At 61.0% G+C, this 14,210-nt stretch carries 10 protein-coding genes; 7 read left to right on the forward strand and 3 right to left on the reverse strand.

The annotated features are described in order from the left end of the window. Window positions 1-24 precede the first annotated feature (24 nt). Together J3U87_RS09610 and J3U87_RS09615 are read left to right on the forward strand one after the other, a co-directional pair. Window positions 25-1,404 (forward strand): anthranilate synthase component I family protein, encoded by a 1,380-nt coding sequence (locus tag J3U87_RS09610; RefSeq protein WP_237382827.1) that lies wholly within the window; start codon window positions 25-27, stop codon window positions 1,402-1,404. Window positions 1,405-1,660: 256 nt separating this feature from the next. Continuing rightward, window positions 1,661-2,224, forward strand: coding sequence for an outer membrane beta-barrel protein (locus tag J3U87_RS09615; RefSeq protein WP_237382828.1), 564 nt, complete (start codon window positions 1,661-1,663; stop codon window positions 2,222-2,224). A 76-nt stretch (window positions 2,225-2,300) separates the two neighbouring features. Here J3U87_RS09615 and mnmH read toward each other — a convergent pair whose 3' ends face one another. After that, window positions 2,301-3,323 carry a tRNA 2-selenouridine(34) synthase MnmH gene (gene mnmH / locus J3U87_RS09620; protein ID WP_237382829.1) on the reverse strand — a complete coding sequence of 341 codons (1,023 nt, stop codon included), beginning with the start codon at window positions 3,321-3,323 and terminating at the stop codon, window positions 2,301-2,303. A 352-nt stretch (window positions 3,324-3,675) separates the two neighbouring features. Between mnmH and J3U87_RS09625 the strand changes: the two genes are divergently transcribed. Both J3U87_RS09625 and J3U87_RS09630 read left to right on the forward strand, forming a co-directional pair. Continuing rightward, window positions 3,676-4,824 carry an anhydro-N-acetylmuramic acid kinase gene (locus tag J3U87_RS09625; protein ID WP_237382830.1) on the forward strand — a complete coding sequence of 383 codons (1,149 nt, stop codon included), beginning with the start codon at window positions 3,676-3,678 and terminating at the stop codon, window positions 4,822-4,824. A 311-nt stretch (window positions 4,825-5,135) separates the two neighbouring features. Continuing rightward, window positions 5,136-5,810 (forward strand): hypothetical protein, encoded by a 675-nt coding sequence (locus J3U87_RS09630; protein ID WP_237382831.1) that lies wholly within the window; start codon window positions 5,136-5,138, stop codon window positions 5,808-5,810. A 517-nt stretch (window positions 5,811-6,327) separates the two neighbouring features. Here the strand turns inward: J3U87_RS09630 and J3U87_RS09635 are convergent. Next, window positions 6,328-7,746 (reverse strand): M20/M25/M40 family metallo-hydrolase, encoded by a 1,419-nt coding sequence (locus J3U87_RS09635; RefSeq protein ID WP_237382832.1) that lies wholly within the window; start codon window positions 7,744-7,746, stop codon window positions 6,328-6,330. Window positions 7,747-8,150: 404 nt separating this feature from the next. Here J3U87_RS09635 and J3U87_RS09640 point away from each other — a divergent pair, with 404 nt between their 5' ends. From J3U87_RS09640 to J3U87_RS09650, 3 genes are all read left to right on the forward strand, one after another. Then, window positions 8,151-9,695, forward strand: a complete 1,545-nt coding sequence (locus tag J3U87_RS09640; protein ID WP_237382833.1) for a cobyric acid synthase — start codon at window positions 8,151-8,153, stop codon at window positions 9,693-9,695. 202 nt (window positions 9,696-9,897) lie between these two features. Continuing rightward, a complete protein-coding gene (locus tag J3U87_RS09645) occupies window positions 9,898-11,268 on the forward strand; it encodes an ankyrin repeat domain-containing protein (protein ID WP_237382834.1) in 1,371 nt (456 codons plus the stop codon). Window positions 11,269-11,461: 193 nt separating this feature from the next. Next, window positions 11,462-12,694, forward strand: coding sequence for a hypothetical protein (locus J3U87_RS09650; RefSeq protein WP_237382835.1), 1,233 nt, complete (start codon window positions 11,462-11,464; stop codon window positions 12,692-12,694). Window positions 12,695-12,740: 46 nt separating this feature from the next. On the opposite strand, the gene J3U87_RS09655 is transcribed toward J3U87_RS09650, so the two are convergent. Then, entirely contained in the window at window positions 12,741-14,063 is a 1,323-nt protein-coding gene (locus J3U87_RS09655) for a PQQ-dependent sugar dehydrogenase (RefSeq protein WP_237382836.1), read from the reverse strand. Window positions 14,064-14,210 lie beyond the last annotated feature (147 nt).

Raw genomic sequence — 14,210 nt, forward strand, 5'->3', positions numbered from 1 at the left:
GGCACCGCGGAGGACGCTTCCGCCATGCCGATCGAAGCCCTCGCCGATCTGGACGTGCTGCTGCAGCGACGCGCGACCGACCCCCTCATCCGCGAACGTATCAGCGAAGACGCATTCGTGGAACGGGCCCTGACCGAACTGGAACACCGGCCCTACGGTTGCCTATTGGATTCGGCCGGACCCGTCGGCGCCCGTGCGCGCACCTCGCTACAGGCCGAAGCGCCGCTCGCCCTCTTTTATCAAGACACGAATCACGTGACCCTGCACGCCTTCGGCACGGCCGCCCGCGACAGGCCCCTGACCGTGCCGCTTTCCGAATTCGCCGCCTGGGTCGAAGACTTTCACGGCCGTGGTTACGGCGATGCCGGCCCCGCCCTCTTTCCCCTGCTGACCTACGAAGCGTTCAATCCCTACGTGAACCCATCGCTGCCCCACCCCACCTGGGGTTTGCCCGAGGCGGTTTGGCTCCTGGCCGGCCACACCGCCGTCTACGATCGCGAAGCGGGCCTGCTGACGCGACGGCACACACCCGAAACGGCGGAACCGCCCGCACCACCCGCCACCGAGCCAACCGCGGCTCCCCTCGGCTGGCGCGAGAGCGAGATCGAATACGGCGAAAAAATCCGCCAGGTGCAACACCACATCTTCGAGGGCAACTTCTATCAGGCCAACCTGTCCCAGCGCTTCCTGGGTGAAACCCCGCAACCGCCGACGGCCACCTATCGCCTGCTGCGGGATCTCAATCCAAGCCCGTTCATGGGTTTGTTCCGGATCGGCGAGACCTGGGTGGTGTCCGGCTCGCCCGAGCGCCTGGTGGACAAACGCGGCGCCTACCTCAGCGCGCGCCCGATCGCCGGCACCAAGCCGCGTTTCGCCCACGACGCCCAGGCCGATGCCGCCTCTCGCCACGATCTCTGCACCAGCGAAAAGGAGCGGGCCGAGCACCTCATGCTCGTCGATTTGCTGCGCAACGACCTCGGACGGGTGTCGGCACCGGGAACGGTCCGGGTCGAGGAGTTCTCCGTGGTGGAGACCTACTCCCACGTCCATCACCTGGTCTCCCAAATCGTCGGCGAACTGGCGGACGGCGCCGACCTTTTCGACCTGATTGCCGCCGTGTTTCCCGGCGGCACCATCACCGGCGCGCCCAAAATCGCCTGCATGCAGACCCTGGTCGCACTGGAACGGGAAGCGCGCGGTCCCTACACCGGGTCCTTCGGGTACATCGACAGCAACGGTCACATGGATCTGAACATCCTGATCCGCACCATGATCCAGCACGGTCGACGGGTGTGTTTCCACGGCGGCGGCGGCATCGTCGCCGATTCGTGCCACGACGCCGAATACCTGGAAACCCGGCAAAAATGCGCGGCGCTGATGGAGGCGCTCAACATTCGTGCGTGAACGGATGGCGCACCGGTCGCGAGGGCGCTACAATGGGCTCGCCCTCGCCCGTCATGTAAGGACCTCGACCGCGGTGTCTCTCTCGTTTGCAACCGGATCTCGGCATCCGGGACCCGTCTCGACCCGGGTATCGCGGTTTCGTTGGGGGCGATGACGATCGCTCGGGTCCCATCTGTCAGAAGACGAGCTCCCACCCATCAGCTTCCCATTCCCTGATTTTTGGATCATTCATTCGCGAAGGTATCATGGAGGAATCATGAAACGATTGGCTGTCACCCTTTTGCTTGGGCTGTTTTGCGCGTCATCCCTCGCGCCCGCCCTGGCCGGCGGCTTGGATTTCGGCGTCATGGCCGGCGCCTATTCGCCGACCGACGGCTTGGACGACAACGACAACGGCGTGGCTTTCGGCGCCAACATCCAGTTCAAGTTCGCCGTCATCGGCGTGAAATTGGAGGGCTTTATCATCGACAGCTCCGGACGTTACGCCGATGCCCTCGGCGCGGAATTCGGCGAGGCTCAAATCGATGTGGAAAACATCCTCTCCGCCGATTTGATGTACTTCCCGCTGGGCACGACCTTTTACCTGCAGGCCGGGCTCAACCGCATCAACCTGGAAAAGGACAACATCGATTTGGAAATCGTCGACAACGAAACCGGATTCGAAGTGGGCGCCGGCGCCATCTTTTTCGACAAATTGACCGTTCAGGGGAAGGTCCTCTACACGCCCGACGCGATTGAGGAAACCGCACTCGACACCCTGGACAACCTGAACGACAAAGACTTGATGTCATTCCTGGTCGCGGTTGGTTGGCAATTCTGATCGCATCGCGCCTTCGGGGCGCGATCATCAAATCCCGGGTGAATCGCGAGCGCGACGACACCCGGGGTCGTCACCCTCAGCCGGCTTCAATCAGTTCGACGAGCTGGCGATAGGCCGCCTCGTCATCGTCGGCTTCGATCCTTCGGGCGTCGTGGTGGCGCAAGAATCGACCGTACAACGGATCGTAGTGCTTTTCCAACAAGAGATCGACGAAGGCCGCCCAATCACCGCTTTCCAACTGGGCGTGCATGGTGGCGATATCGCGCTTGGCCACGTAGGAGGCCAGCCGCGGCAGAATGGTCAGGCAGGTCTCCGCCAGCTTGTGATCGGCGTAATCCTCCAGAATGTTGGTCACCCGACGCGCCCGAGACATCTGCAGCCATAGGTTTCGCCCCTCGACCATCTGGTGCCACAGGGGATTGGGCACGTTGAGACGACCGATGCGCCGGCTCTCTCCTTCGATGAGCGTGGGTTTGGCGGGATCGAACGCCCGAATGGCGCGAACCAGTTTGGATTCGAAGGGACGTTGGCCGGGCTGCCCATCGGGCATTTCGCCGAAGACCGAACCGCGATGACGCGCCGCGCCCTCGAGATCGACGATGTTGCAGCGATCGGCCAGACGGTGCAGCAGGGCGGTTTTGCGGGAACCGGTAAAACCGTGCAATACCCAGACGGGTCCGGGCAACGGTCGTTCGAGGACTTGCTGGACGTAGGCCCGATAGGATTTATAGCCACGAGTCGGGCGAAACACGGGGAACCCGATCTCCGAGAGCACGGTGGCGAGGGCGCCGCTGCGCTGGCCGCCACGGGCACAATAGACCATGATCGCCGTCCCCTCCGGCCAGGCTCGGCACGCCGGCGATTCGAGAAAGTCCCGGATATTGTCGAGCGCGTAACGGGCTCCGCGTTTACGCGCTTCGAATGGATTCCGCTTGAACAACGTGCCGATCTCGGCCCGCTGGCCGTTGTCGAGAACCGGCGTATTGAAGGCGCCCGGTAGGTGGTCCTCTTCGTATTCGGCCGGTGATCGGGCATCCAAAATCACGTCGCAACGATCGAGGAACAGCTCCAGTTGCGCATCGTCAAATGTCTGTAACAAGTCGAGTTCTCCCATGGAAACGAGTGCGGAGGGCGCGAACGTCTGCGCGGCGGCGACAGCGCCGTGTACGCGACCGAAGGTCATCTCGCGAGGCCGGCGATCCGCGGCGCTTCCATTCTTATCGCCGGAGGCGTCAATTGCCAAGAGAATGACTGATTTTTCCTTCGGCATTCTATAATTTTCTCTCGGCGAATTTCAGCTATGGTACATTGACAGGGCACCTGGTTCTCTACGGAATTACCCTTCTACACGCAGTTGTCCTTCGTGGTGACTCGTGATTTCGGCGGCGACGCCACGGGTCCCGGAACGTGGGTGCGCGGCACATACGGAGTCGGGTACACGGGAGGTCGCCTTGGGTGAATTGTATCTCGGGGTCATGTCGGGAACCTCGTTGGACGGAATCGACATCGCATTGGCGAGAATCGGCCAACCGTTTTCCATCGAGCTGGTGGGTTTCAAAACCGTCCCATTCGAAGAAGAACTGCGCCGCGAATATCTGGCCATGATGAAAGATCCCAGTTGGGAGCCGCAGCGTCTGTTGGCGGTGCATCATTTGTTGGGTGATCGCTTCGGCCAGGAGATCAACGCCAGCCTGCGCGAGTTTCGCACGCCGCCCAGCCGCGTCAAGGCGATCGGGTTGCACGGGATCACGTTCTGGCACTGCCCGGAGGGTTACGAGGTGTACGGCGGCGTGGGTCGCGGCACCCTACAGCTCTGCGATCCGTATACGGTCGCGGTCAACACGGGGATTCGCGTCATTCACGGCTTTCGCCAGACCGACATTGCGCTGGGCGGCCAGGGTGCCCCGATGGTTCCCTTCCTGGATCACCACCTGTTCCGTCACGAGAGCATGGGGCGCATCATGTTGAATCTCGGCGGCATCGCCAATCTTTCGTTTTTACCGGCGGGCAGCGAAGACATTTCGGCGTTCGATTCAGGTCCGGCCAACATGATCATCGATCACCTGATGCGCCATCACCCTACCGAACCGCAGTCGTTGGATCCGAGCGGATCCTACGCGGCGAAAGGCAAGGTGCTGCACGACCTCCTCAAGTCCTGTACGGCCCATCCCTTTTTCGGGACGGCTCCACCCAAGTCCACAGGGCGCGAGGACTTTGGGCCGGTGTTCTGCGAGCGGTTCCTGCGCTATCGCCAGTTCGATCGGTACGAGGATTTGATCAAGACGGCGACCACGCTCACGGCGGTCACGATTTCGGACGCCATTCGCGGGTTCCGCTTCAAGGATTACGAGTACGCCGATTTCCAGGAGATGATCGCCTCGGGTGGTGGAACCTACAACGACACCTTGATGGAGATGCTGCGCACGAACCTTCCCGAGTTGGACATCAAAACCACCAGCGACCTGGGCGTGGAGGTGGACGCCAAGGAAGCGATGTTGATGGCATCGCTGGCCTGGGCCTACATGAACGGTGTCCCGGGCAATTTCCCCACGGTCACGGGTGCCAGCCGCAAGGCGGTGCTGGGCTCCGCCACATACTGACCCCACCGAAGCACGCATTTCCCCAGTCCCCGCATTTCCAGAGGGGCGTCGCGCCTGTAGGTTGAGCAGCCTGCTCAACCAATCGAAGCGACATAACAATATATGTAACAGTGGCTTAAGATCAAAGCACGGCATCCCCCAACATAACCAGATCGAAGCCAGGGAAGCAGGAAGTCCCCGAAAACAAAACCCCAGGGCACTTCAAGAAACCCTACCGCTTGCACCTATCGCAACATTTCCATCAAAATCCCCTGGCCACCAACGGATTAGCCAGGTTATGTTGGACCTCATCTCTCACCTCGAGAAAGAGTATGTCCAACCTGACCGAGAAGCTGTTCTACCGGTGCCACCTTCCCCATTGGCATCCCGAGCGAGCGACTTATTTCATCACCTTCCGCCTCGTGGGTTCCCTGCCCCATTCGGTACTCGAAGCATGGCGGAAGGACTCGGTTCGAAACCATCCCACCAAACGACTCCAGTTGGAACACCGCCGGAAATGGTTTCGCAAATTCGAATCGGTCATGCACGCGGGAGGCTCCGGTCCTATGTGGCTGGCCAACCCCGAGGTCGCCGATATGGTCGCCGAGAGCCTGCACTACCGAGATGAAAAAGTATTCACGTTGGACTGTTTTTGCATCATGCCAAATCACGTGCACATGGTTATCACGCCCCTGAAGAAGGGATCGCCCACGGGTCATGCGACGTCGACCCTTCAGCAAACCACCATCCCGGGCATCATGCACTCACTCAAAAGCTACACCGGTCTGCAAGCAAACAAGATACTCGATCGGTCCGGGCCATTTTGGGAAATGGAATCCTTCGATCATTGGCTTCGAACTCCGGAACACTGGCGCCACGCGGTTCGGTATATTCTGGAAAATCCCGTTCATGCGAAGCTCGTGGCCAAACCGGAAGACTATCCTTGGAACTATTGTCGGGATGGGTACGCGTGGTTGTTTGGGGATCGGAACGAGAAAGGCGGTTGAACGGGATGTGCGCTTGGTTGTGGTGTATTTCCGCTGGTGGATCCCTTTTGCTTGCGGGAACTCTCTGCTTTCCCGGCTTTGGTCCGGGTGATTCGGGGCATGCCGCGCTTCGCTCTTAAATACCTGATATATCTTGGGTTATCTGGCTTCGATTGGTTGAGCAGGCTGCTCAACCTACAGGCATGGTCCATCTCTTTCGCTTGCGGGAACTCTCTGCTTTCCTGGCTTTGGTCCGGGTGATTCGGGGCATGCCGTGCTTCGCTCTTAAATACCTGATATGTTCGGGGTTATCTGGCTTCGATTGGTTGAGCAGGCTGCTCAACCTACAGGCATGGTCCATCTCTTTCGCTTGCGGGAACTCTCTGCTTTCCCGGCTTTGGTCGGGAAGGCCGGGGCGATCTTCACTGCAGCTCCAAGATGCTGCAAAAAACGGCAATACACCCTAGACGATTGAGAGGGTTGGCTCCGATAAGGGGAAAAGGCGGGTCGATCTTTGGATCGTACCCGCGTTTTTGGCTTAGGGTGACGACGGGGTCATTTCGATCCGTCCGAAGTGCGTGGGCGCTTCCGCCGCCATGTAGGCGAATACGACGTAGGCCGCCACGTTCTGGCTCAACTTCTCGGGATCGACCTTGTCCAGGGTGTCGTCCGCGGTGTGGTGAAAATCGAAATAATCGGTTCCGTCTTGAATCAACGACACCACCGGAACGCCCGACAACCGGAACGGTGTCATGTCCGGACCACCGAACGCCTCGTTGTCACCACGCTCGATCCCCAGCGGGGCCAAAACCTTGGCGATCTCGTCCATGATCGGCAGGGCGTCCGGCTGTACCCGCGTGGAGAATCGCCACACCCGGTCGGCTCCGAAATCGGATTCGGCGCCGACGATGATTCGATCCAACTCCTGCCGGTGACGCAATACGTAGGCCTGGGCCCCCTCGAGGCCGCTCTCCTCGTTGGCGAACAAAATGACGCGAATGGTGCGGCTCGGCCGTTTGCCGCCGTCCTTGATCACCTTGGCCGCGGCCACGACGATGCCCACACCCGCACCGTCATCCAACGCACCGGTTCCCAAGTCCCAGGAATCGAGGTGGGCACCGATCACCACCACTTCCTCGGGCTTGTCGCGACCCTTGATTTCGCCAATGACATTGGCACTCATCTGCTGGCCCAGGAGGCGGCAGGTCAGGCGCATATGCAAGCGAACCGGAACGCCATAACCGAACTGGAGATGCAACATGTCCGCATCGGGGTTGGAAATGGCCGCTGCCGGGATACGCGCCACATCGTCCTGGTAACGCATCATGCCGGTGTGGGCGAACCGGTGGCTGTCGGTCCCCACCGAACGAATGATGATGCCGACCGCACCGAGACGGGCCGCCTCGACGGCGCCGCGCACTCGGCCAGGCACGGTTTTCCCGTAGGTCGAACCGTCGCGCGATTTCTCCATGGGGTGGTTGATGAACACGATCTTGCCGCGAATCTTGTCGGCCGGCATCTGGGTCAAGGCCTCCAGGCTGGCCACTTCGACGACCTCGGCTTCGAGACCCAGCTCGGGGGTGCCGATCGAGTGACCCAACGCGGTGACGTGCAGCTTCTGGGGAAAAGGCAGGGTGATCATGGCCTCTTCCTCGCCCCGCTCCCAATGGGTCACGGGTACCTCTTCGGTGTACACGGCGTCGAATCCCAATTTTTTGAGCTTGGCTTCGGCCCAGGCGACCGCACGTCGATCGGCCTCACTTCCGGCAGGACGGGGGCCGACCTCCACGGTCAGCGATTCGACCAGGTCGTAGGCATGGTTTTTTTCGAGGGCGGCCTGACGCAGTTTCGCCGCATGGGCGATCGTTTTGGCGTCGAACAAATCGGCAGAGAAAGAGAAAGGCTGAACGGCGAACAAGAAAAGGAATACCGAAAATACGAATCGGGTGGGCTTCATGAGACGCTCCAAATGAAAGGGGCCGCAAACGCGGCGAGGTGAGAAAGGTGGAGAGAAAGTTCGAGGAACGGATGATCCGGTGGTCCGGTGGCCGCTTCTATATATGTATAAAGATGATTCACCAAGATTCGCCCAATGACCCGTTGCCGCCAACCGACTTCGCGGTGGCGAAAAATACGTGCTGTTCGGGTCAAAAAAGGAGGGCATGCCAGTGTCTAAGATGTAACACGTTTTGACCAGGGAGTAAAACGCCATGATGAGAATCTCGGCCATGCGCTAAGCTTAGGATTCGGGCGCGGCGCCGCATCGTCCCGGAAGCCAGGCACGGTGCTTGGGTAGGGTTGTCCCATCGCCCTGGTTCCGGACCGATTCGTCGCGCCACGCGACCCGAGGAGAAAAGACCCATGTTTGAATCGTCTTGGCCCGAAACCCCGGATCCCGATGGACGCTCGCCGGCAAGCCGTTGCCTGAGTGTCCTGGGCACCGCGTCGGACGTGGGCAAGAGCGTGGTGACCACCGCCCTGTGCCGCATCTTTCGCGACCTGGGCTATCGAACCGCACCCTTCAAGGCCCAGAACATGTCTAACAACGCCGGTGTGACGCCGGACGGTGGCGAGATCGGGCGGGCCCAGATCGTTCAAGCGGAAGCGGCGGGCGCGGTGCCCGACCCGGACATGAACCCTGTCCTCCTGAAACCGAACACCGATACCGGGTCCCAGGTGGTGCTGCACGGGCGTGCCATCGGGAACCGCGAAGCCGGCGAATATTTCGGGGACACCAGCGTGTTCCGGCGCGAAGCGCTTGCCAGCCTGCAACGCCTGCGCAACCGATACGACATGGTCGTGATGGAAGGCGCCGGCTCCTGCGCGGAGATCAATCTACGCGACCGCGACTTCGTCAATTTCGATATGGCCCACGCCGCCGATTGCCCGGTACTCCTCGTCGCCGACATCGATCGCGGCGGGGTGTTCGCCCAAGTCGTCGGCACCCTGGAAGTGATCCCCCAATTGGACCGAGCGCGCGTCGCGGGCATCCTGATCAATCGGTTCCGCGGCGATATCGAGCTGTTTCGCGACGGCATTCGCTACCTGGAGGGACGCACCCGCCTGCCGGTGTTGGGCGTCATCCCCTGGTTCCACCACATCGAGATCGATCCCGAAGATGCCCTCCCCGTGCCGATCGTCCGTGGCGGCAAGCGCCCGCTGAACCCGGCCAACATCAACGTGGCCGTCATTCGCCTGCCCCACATCTCCAATTTCACCGACTTCTCGCCGCTGCAACGGGAACCGGAAGTGGACCTGCGCTATCCCGTCAAACCCATCCCCCTCGATGGCTACGACCTGGTCCTCCTTCCCGGCAGCAAGAACTCGCGCTTCGACCTGGACTGGCTTCGGCGATCCGGCTGGGAAGCCCACCTGCGCGAATACGTCTCCAACGACGGTCGCCTGGCCGGACTGTGCGGCGGCTACCAAATGCTGGGCCAAACGATCAGCGATCCCACCGGGGTCGAAGGCGTGCCCGGAACCTCGGCCGGGTTGGGATACCTGCCGATTCACACCACGCTCGATCGCGACAAGCTGGTTCGCCGGGCCTCGGGCACTTGGCTGGCGACAGGTGACGCGGTGCGCGGATACGAAATCCACGTGGGCCGTACCGAAATCGATCCCGGAACGCAACCGCTGATCGAATGGCACCGCACCGACGAAGCATCCCCCCAGTACGACGGGGCCTTCAGCGAAGAGGGCCGCGTCTGGGGTTGTTACCTGCACGGCCTGTTCGACGAACCGGCGCTCCTGGAGCGGGTGCTGGGCGACATCCGCCCCGGTTTTCAGGTGAAGACCCGCCACGCCGGGTTGAAATTTCGCGAGCGGCAGTACGGCCTCCTGGCCGACCACTTCCGCGAACACATGGACCTGACCCGCCTGTTCCACCTCGTCGGACACGCCTGAAGCCGATCGCCGTCGGGCAGGCCACCTCCGCGCCCCGCACGAGGCCCTCGCCACGGACGGCCGCGACAGGTCCCGACCTGGGCCAGCTTTCTTTAACGGCCTGGATCGGCTATCATGTTGCTGACGACAACACCTACTTTCACGTTGACAACCAGCCCATCAACCGGCCACGGCCGCAATGCCGCACACAGGAAGGGGTTTGATGAAAACCGGATTCCTGCTCTTTTTCACGATGGTTTATTGCCGTTCATCGGCACTCGCGGGCCCTGCTCCGGTTATCGAGTCGATGCGGCTGGGCATCCATCTACAAGCCGGCCAGAATCGCACGAACGCGACCGACGACGATTTCCTCGAACAAGCCGAAACCCCGGCACCGGCCGCCCGCGAACCCGACCAGTGCCTGATCCGCGCGATCCTGGAAGAAGATCTCGAATTGCTGGACCGCTGCATGGCCCGCAACGCCAACGTCAATTTTCGCGGCAAGGGCGGCTGGACCCCGCTCATGATCGCCGCCACCCGCGGAAAGGTCTCGATTTTAGAATACCTGTTGAGCCTGGGCGCCAACATCGAGGACATCACCGACGACGGCTGGAGCGCACTGATGCTCGCCGTTTACCAAAGCCACACGGAGGCGGCCGCCTACCTGCTGTCCCAGGGTGCGGATTTCAACCGCTCGGCTTTCGTCAAAGCCAGCTTTCTGCTCGAGAAGCGGGACAAGCCTGGCATGGACTTCCTGGCCTTCCTCGTCAAGGAGTACCAACAGGGTGAAGAAAACGGCCCCCTCGAAGGATTCTTCAACCTTTCGACCCTGACCCTCGCCGTGTGGCGATGCGACGACGCCACCATCGATCGTCTGCTCCAGTTCGGTGCCAATATCAACCACCGCAACAAGGGCGGCGTGACCCCGCTTTACTGGGCCGTCATCCGCGGCGATGCCCGTCTGGTCACGCGCCTGATCGAGGGCGGCGCCGACGCACTGGCCGCGACCCCGCGCGGCAAGACGCCGTTGATGTTCGCCGCCGGGTTCGGTTCCGAAGCCGTCTGCACCAGCCTGCTCGAGGCCGGCGCGAATATCGACGCCACCGATGCGACCGGCAACACCGCCTTGACCTACGCCATTCGCCTGAGCCGCGACAAAGTCGCAATCCTGTTGTTGCGACGCGGCGCCAAGCTCAATCCATCGCAACCCGCCCCCTACCCGCCCCTTCACGTCGCGGCCAAATTCAGCAAGCCGACCCTGGTGCGCGAGCTGCTCCGTCGCGGCGCCGCGATCGACTTCCCCACCCCCAACGGTCACACCGCCTTGATCGAAGCCACCCGCAAGGGCCGCCTCGAGATGGTTCAAGCGCTGGTGCGCGCGGGCGCCGACCTCGAAAAACGGGACCACACCAACCGGCAAACACCGCTGCTCTGGGCCGTTGCGGAGGGCCACCTCAACGTGGTTCGCTATCTGGTTCAGGCGGGCGCCGACACCGAAGCGCGCAATGCCCACAACCAAAACGGAATCGATCTGGCCCGTGCGGCCGGCCACGAGGAAATCCTCAAAATCCTGCTTAAATCACAAACCAACTGAACGGTCTCGGGAACCGGTAACGACACCGTGCATTCCATTGCCAAGTAGTTGACTTCTCGCCACTTTTCCGCCATGATCGGTGGCTCCATGCGGGTACTGAAAACGACTTCGACCATTCCGGTTCGACCAAACGTACTACTTTCCGGAAGCGTAAGAAACGTGAACACAGGACAATGAGGGTGAGGGAGGCTTGATGAAGGTCGCGACGTTGATGTGGATTTTACTGTTGTTGTCGGGGCCGAGTTCATCGGGTTCCGGGCAGCCGACCAAGGGCGCGACCAACCGCGCGGGACTGCTGTACGCGGAAGTCACCATGATAACCGGCAACATCTATCGCGGCTCGCTGCGTTGGGGCAAGGAGGAAGCCTTCTGGGGCGACCACTTCGATTCGTCCAAGGAATCGCTGCCCTACGCCAAACACATCCCCGACGAGATCCGTCGCAAGAAAAAGAACATCAAGGTATTGGGTGTCCGGGTCGGTAGCGAATTCAAGAACCTCAGCCCCTCCCGTCGCTTCACCTGCAGATTCGGCGATATCGAGCAGATCATCGTCAACGGATCCGAAGACGCCATCGTGCACGTGAAATCCGGATCCATGTTCCAAGTTCGCGGCTATGCCAACGACGTCGGCGGCCAAATCCGCGTCTGGGACGAGGAATTGGGAGAAATGGAGCTGGACTGGCGCGACCTGGCCAAAATCGAGTTCATCCCCGTTCCCAAGGGTGGCGGGCCCGAAATCCACCGCCTCCACGGCATGGTCACCACGAATCAGGGTACCTACGAGGGTTTCATTCAGTGGGATTTGGAGGAGTGCCTGAGCAGCGACCTGCTCGACGGCGATGCCAATGGGAAACGCCACTCGATTCCCATGGGCGACCTCACCCGAATCGAGCGCGTGCCGGGCAATAAGGTCCGCATCACGCGCACCAGCGGCGAGCAGCTCACCCTGGGCGGCACCAACGACGTCAACGACGACAACAAGGGCATCATGGTCGAAAACCCGGACTACGGCCGCGTCAAAATTAAATGGGAACAGTTCAAGAGCCTGGATTTCAAACAGGTCGACCACACCGGCCCCGACTTCGACGAGTTCACCGAGCAGGGACGGTTACGCGGCAGCGTCACCACCAAAAACGGACAAAAGCACCAGGGCCACCTGGTCTTCGACATCGACGAAAGCGAAACGTGGGAGCTGCTTGACGGGCACACCAAAGGGGTCGAATACTCGATTCCCTTCGTAATGGTGGATACCTTGGAACCCACGCCCCATCACTCGAAGGTCAGGTTGAAGAGCGGTCTGGAATTGACCTTGAACGGCACCGCCGACGTGACCACCGACAATCTGGGTCTGCTGGTGATCTCGGCCAAAGACGCCGAACCGCTCTATTTGGAGTGGACCCAGGTGGAACGAATCAATTTGGACTGAGGCCGTCGAATCGAGCGGACCGCGGGGTCCGCTCGGCTCGCGCGCTTCAGGGCTGTGCGTTGTAGAACTGGATGAACGACAGCACCGAGATCGTCTCGCCCAGACAGTTGCCGTCCGGGTTTTGGTTCCAATTGGTCAACAGAAAGACCAGTGAAGGCGGACAGGTCTCGCGAAAACGAAAAATATCGCTGCCGCTCTGCACGTAGAGCTCGCCGTCGGCATCTTCACCGAAGGTCGTCGGCCGGTTGAGGTTGGGAAGGTCCGTCGTGGCGGTGAGCTCTTCGACGACCCAATTCTCGCCTACTCGATTGGCCGCCCAGACACGTCCCGAACACCAATCCGTGTAGAGGTAGCGACCCACCAAGCCCGGCGCCAGGCTGCCACGGTAGACATAACCACCGGTAACCGAGCATCCGATCGTGTGCGAATATTCGGCGACCGGTAGGGTCAAGGCCGCATCGTTGCACAACGGCGCATCGCCGGGACAGTCGGGATCCTCTTCGAAACAGTTGGTCCCTTCCATGCGATCCCAACCGTAATTCTCGCCGCCGGTGCTGGCCGCCGGTTGGAAATTGACTTCTTCCAGGGAGTTCTGACCCACGTCGGCAATGTAGAAGTCACCAGTCTGGCGATCGAAGGAGAAACGCCAGGGGTTGCGCAGGCCCAAAGCCCAGATCTCTTCCCGAGCGCCATCGACCCCCACGAACGGGTTGCTGGCGGGAATGCCGTGGAACGGCGGGTTGTCGGGATTATCGTCGACGTCGATGCGCAGGACCTTACCGAGGGGGGATCCCAAATTCTGGGCGACGCAATCGGGATCGTTTTGGTTACCACCATCGCCGAGGCCGATGTACAGGTACCCGTCGGGTCCGAATTTGATGATGCCGCCATTGTGGTTGTTCGCCGGCTGGTCGATGGTCAGCAGGATGGCCTCGCTGGTCTCGTCGGCCACGTTCGGGTCGCCCGAGACCTGAAACCGGGCGATGACGGAGTCACCGGCCAAGTTGGAGTAGTAGACGAAAAAGTACCCGTTTTGGGCGTAGTTGGGGTGAAAGGCCGCGCTCAGGAGACCTCGTTCTCCTCCCGACCCCACCGGAATATCGAGAAACGGGGTTTCCAGAACCGTGTCGCCGGCCAGGATGCGGATCGTCCCACTCCGCCTCACCAGGAACAAGCGATCGTCTCCGGCGTTGGCGATGTGCACGACATTGCTCAGGGTAGCCACCTGCTCCAACTCGAGTTCCAGGGGCTCTCCGGCGCGAGCGGCAGCGCCGAAAAAGAACAGGAGGCCGCAAAGTGCCGTCGCCCACAGGCCGCCGCTCATGATGATGGAGTGGGGAAAACGCGAAATCGATAGGGACCCGTACATGAAAAATCCTCCTGGCGTCTTTGGCGTTCGAGTCCGAGCGACACGGCCGCCAGACGCGCAATACGAGATGAACTGCCTTGTATTCTACAAGGTTACTGACGAAGTCCCAGTGAGTTCCGTATACTCGAACACCTTTTCCGCGATTTG

It is taken from the genome of Sulfidibacter corallicola, assembly GCF_017498545.1.
Taxonomy (GTDB): Bacteria; Acidobacteriota; Holophagae; order Acanthopleuribacterales; family Acanthopleuribacteraceae; genus Sulfidibacter; species Sulfidibacter corallicola.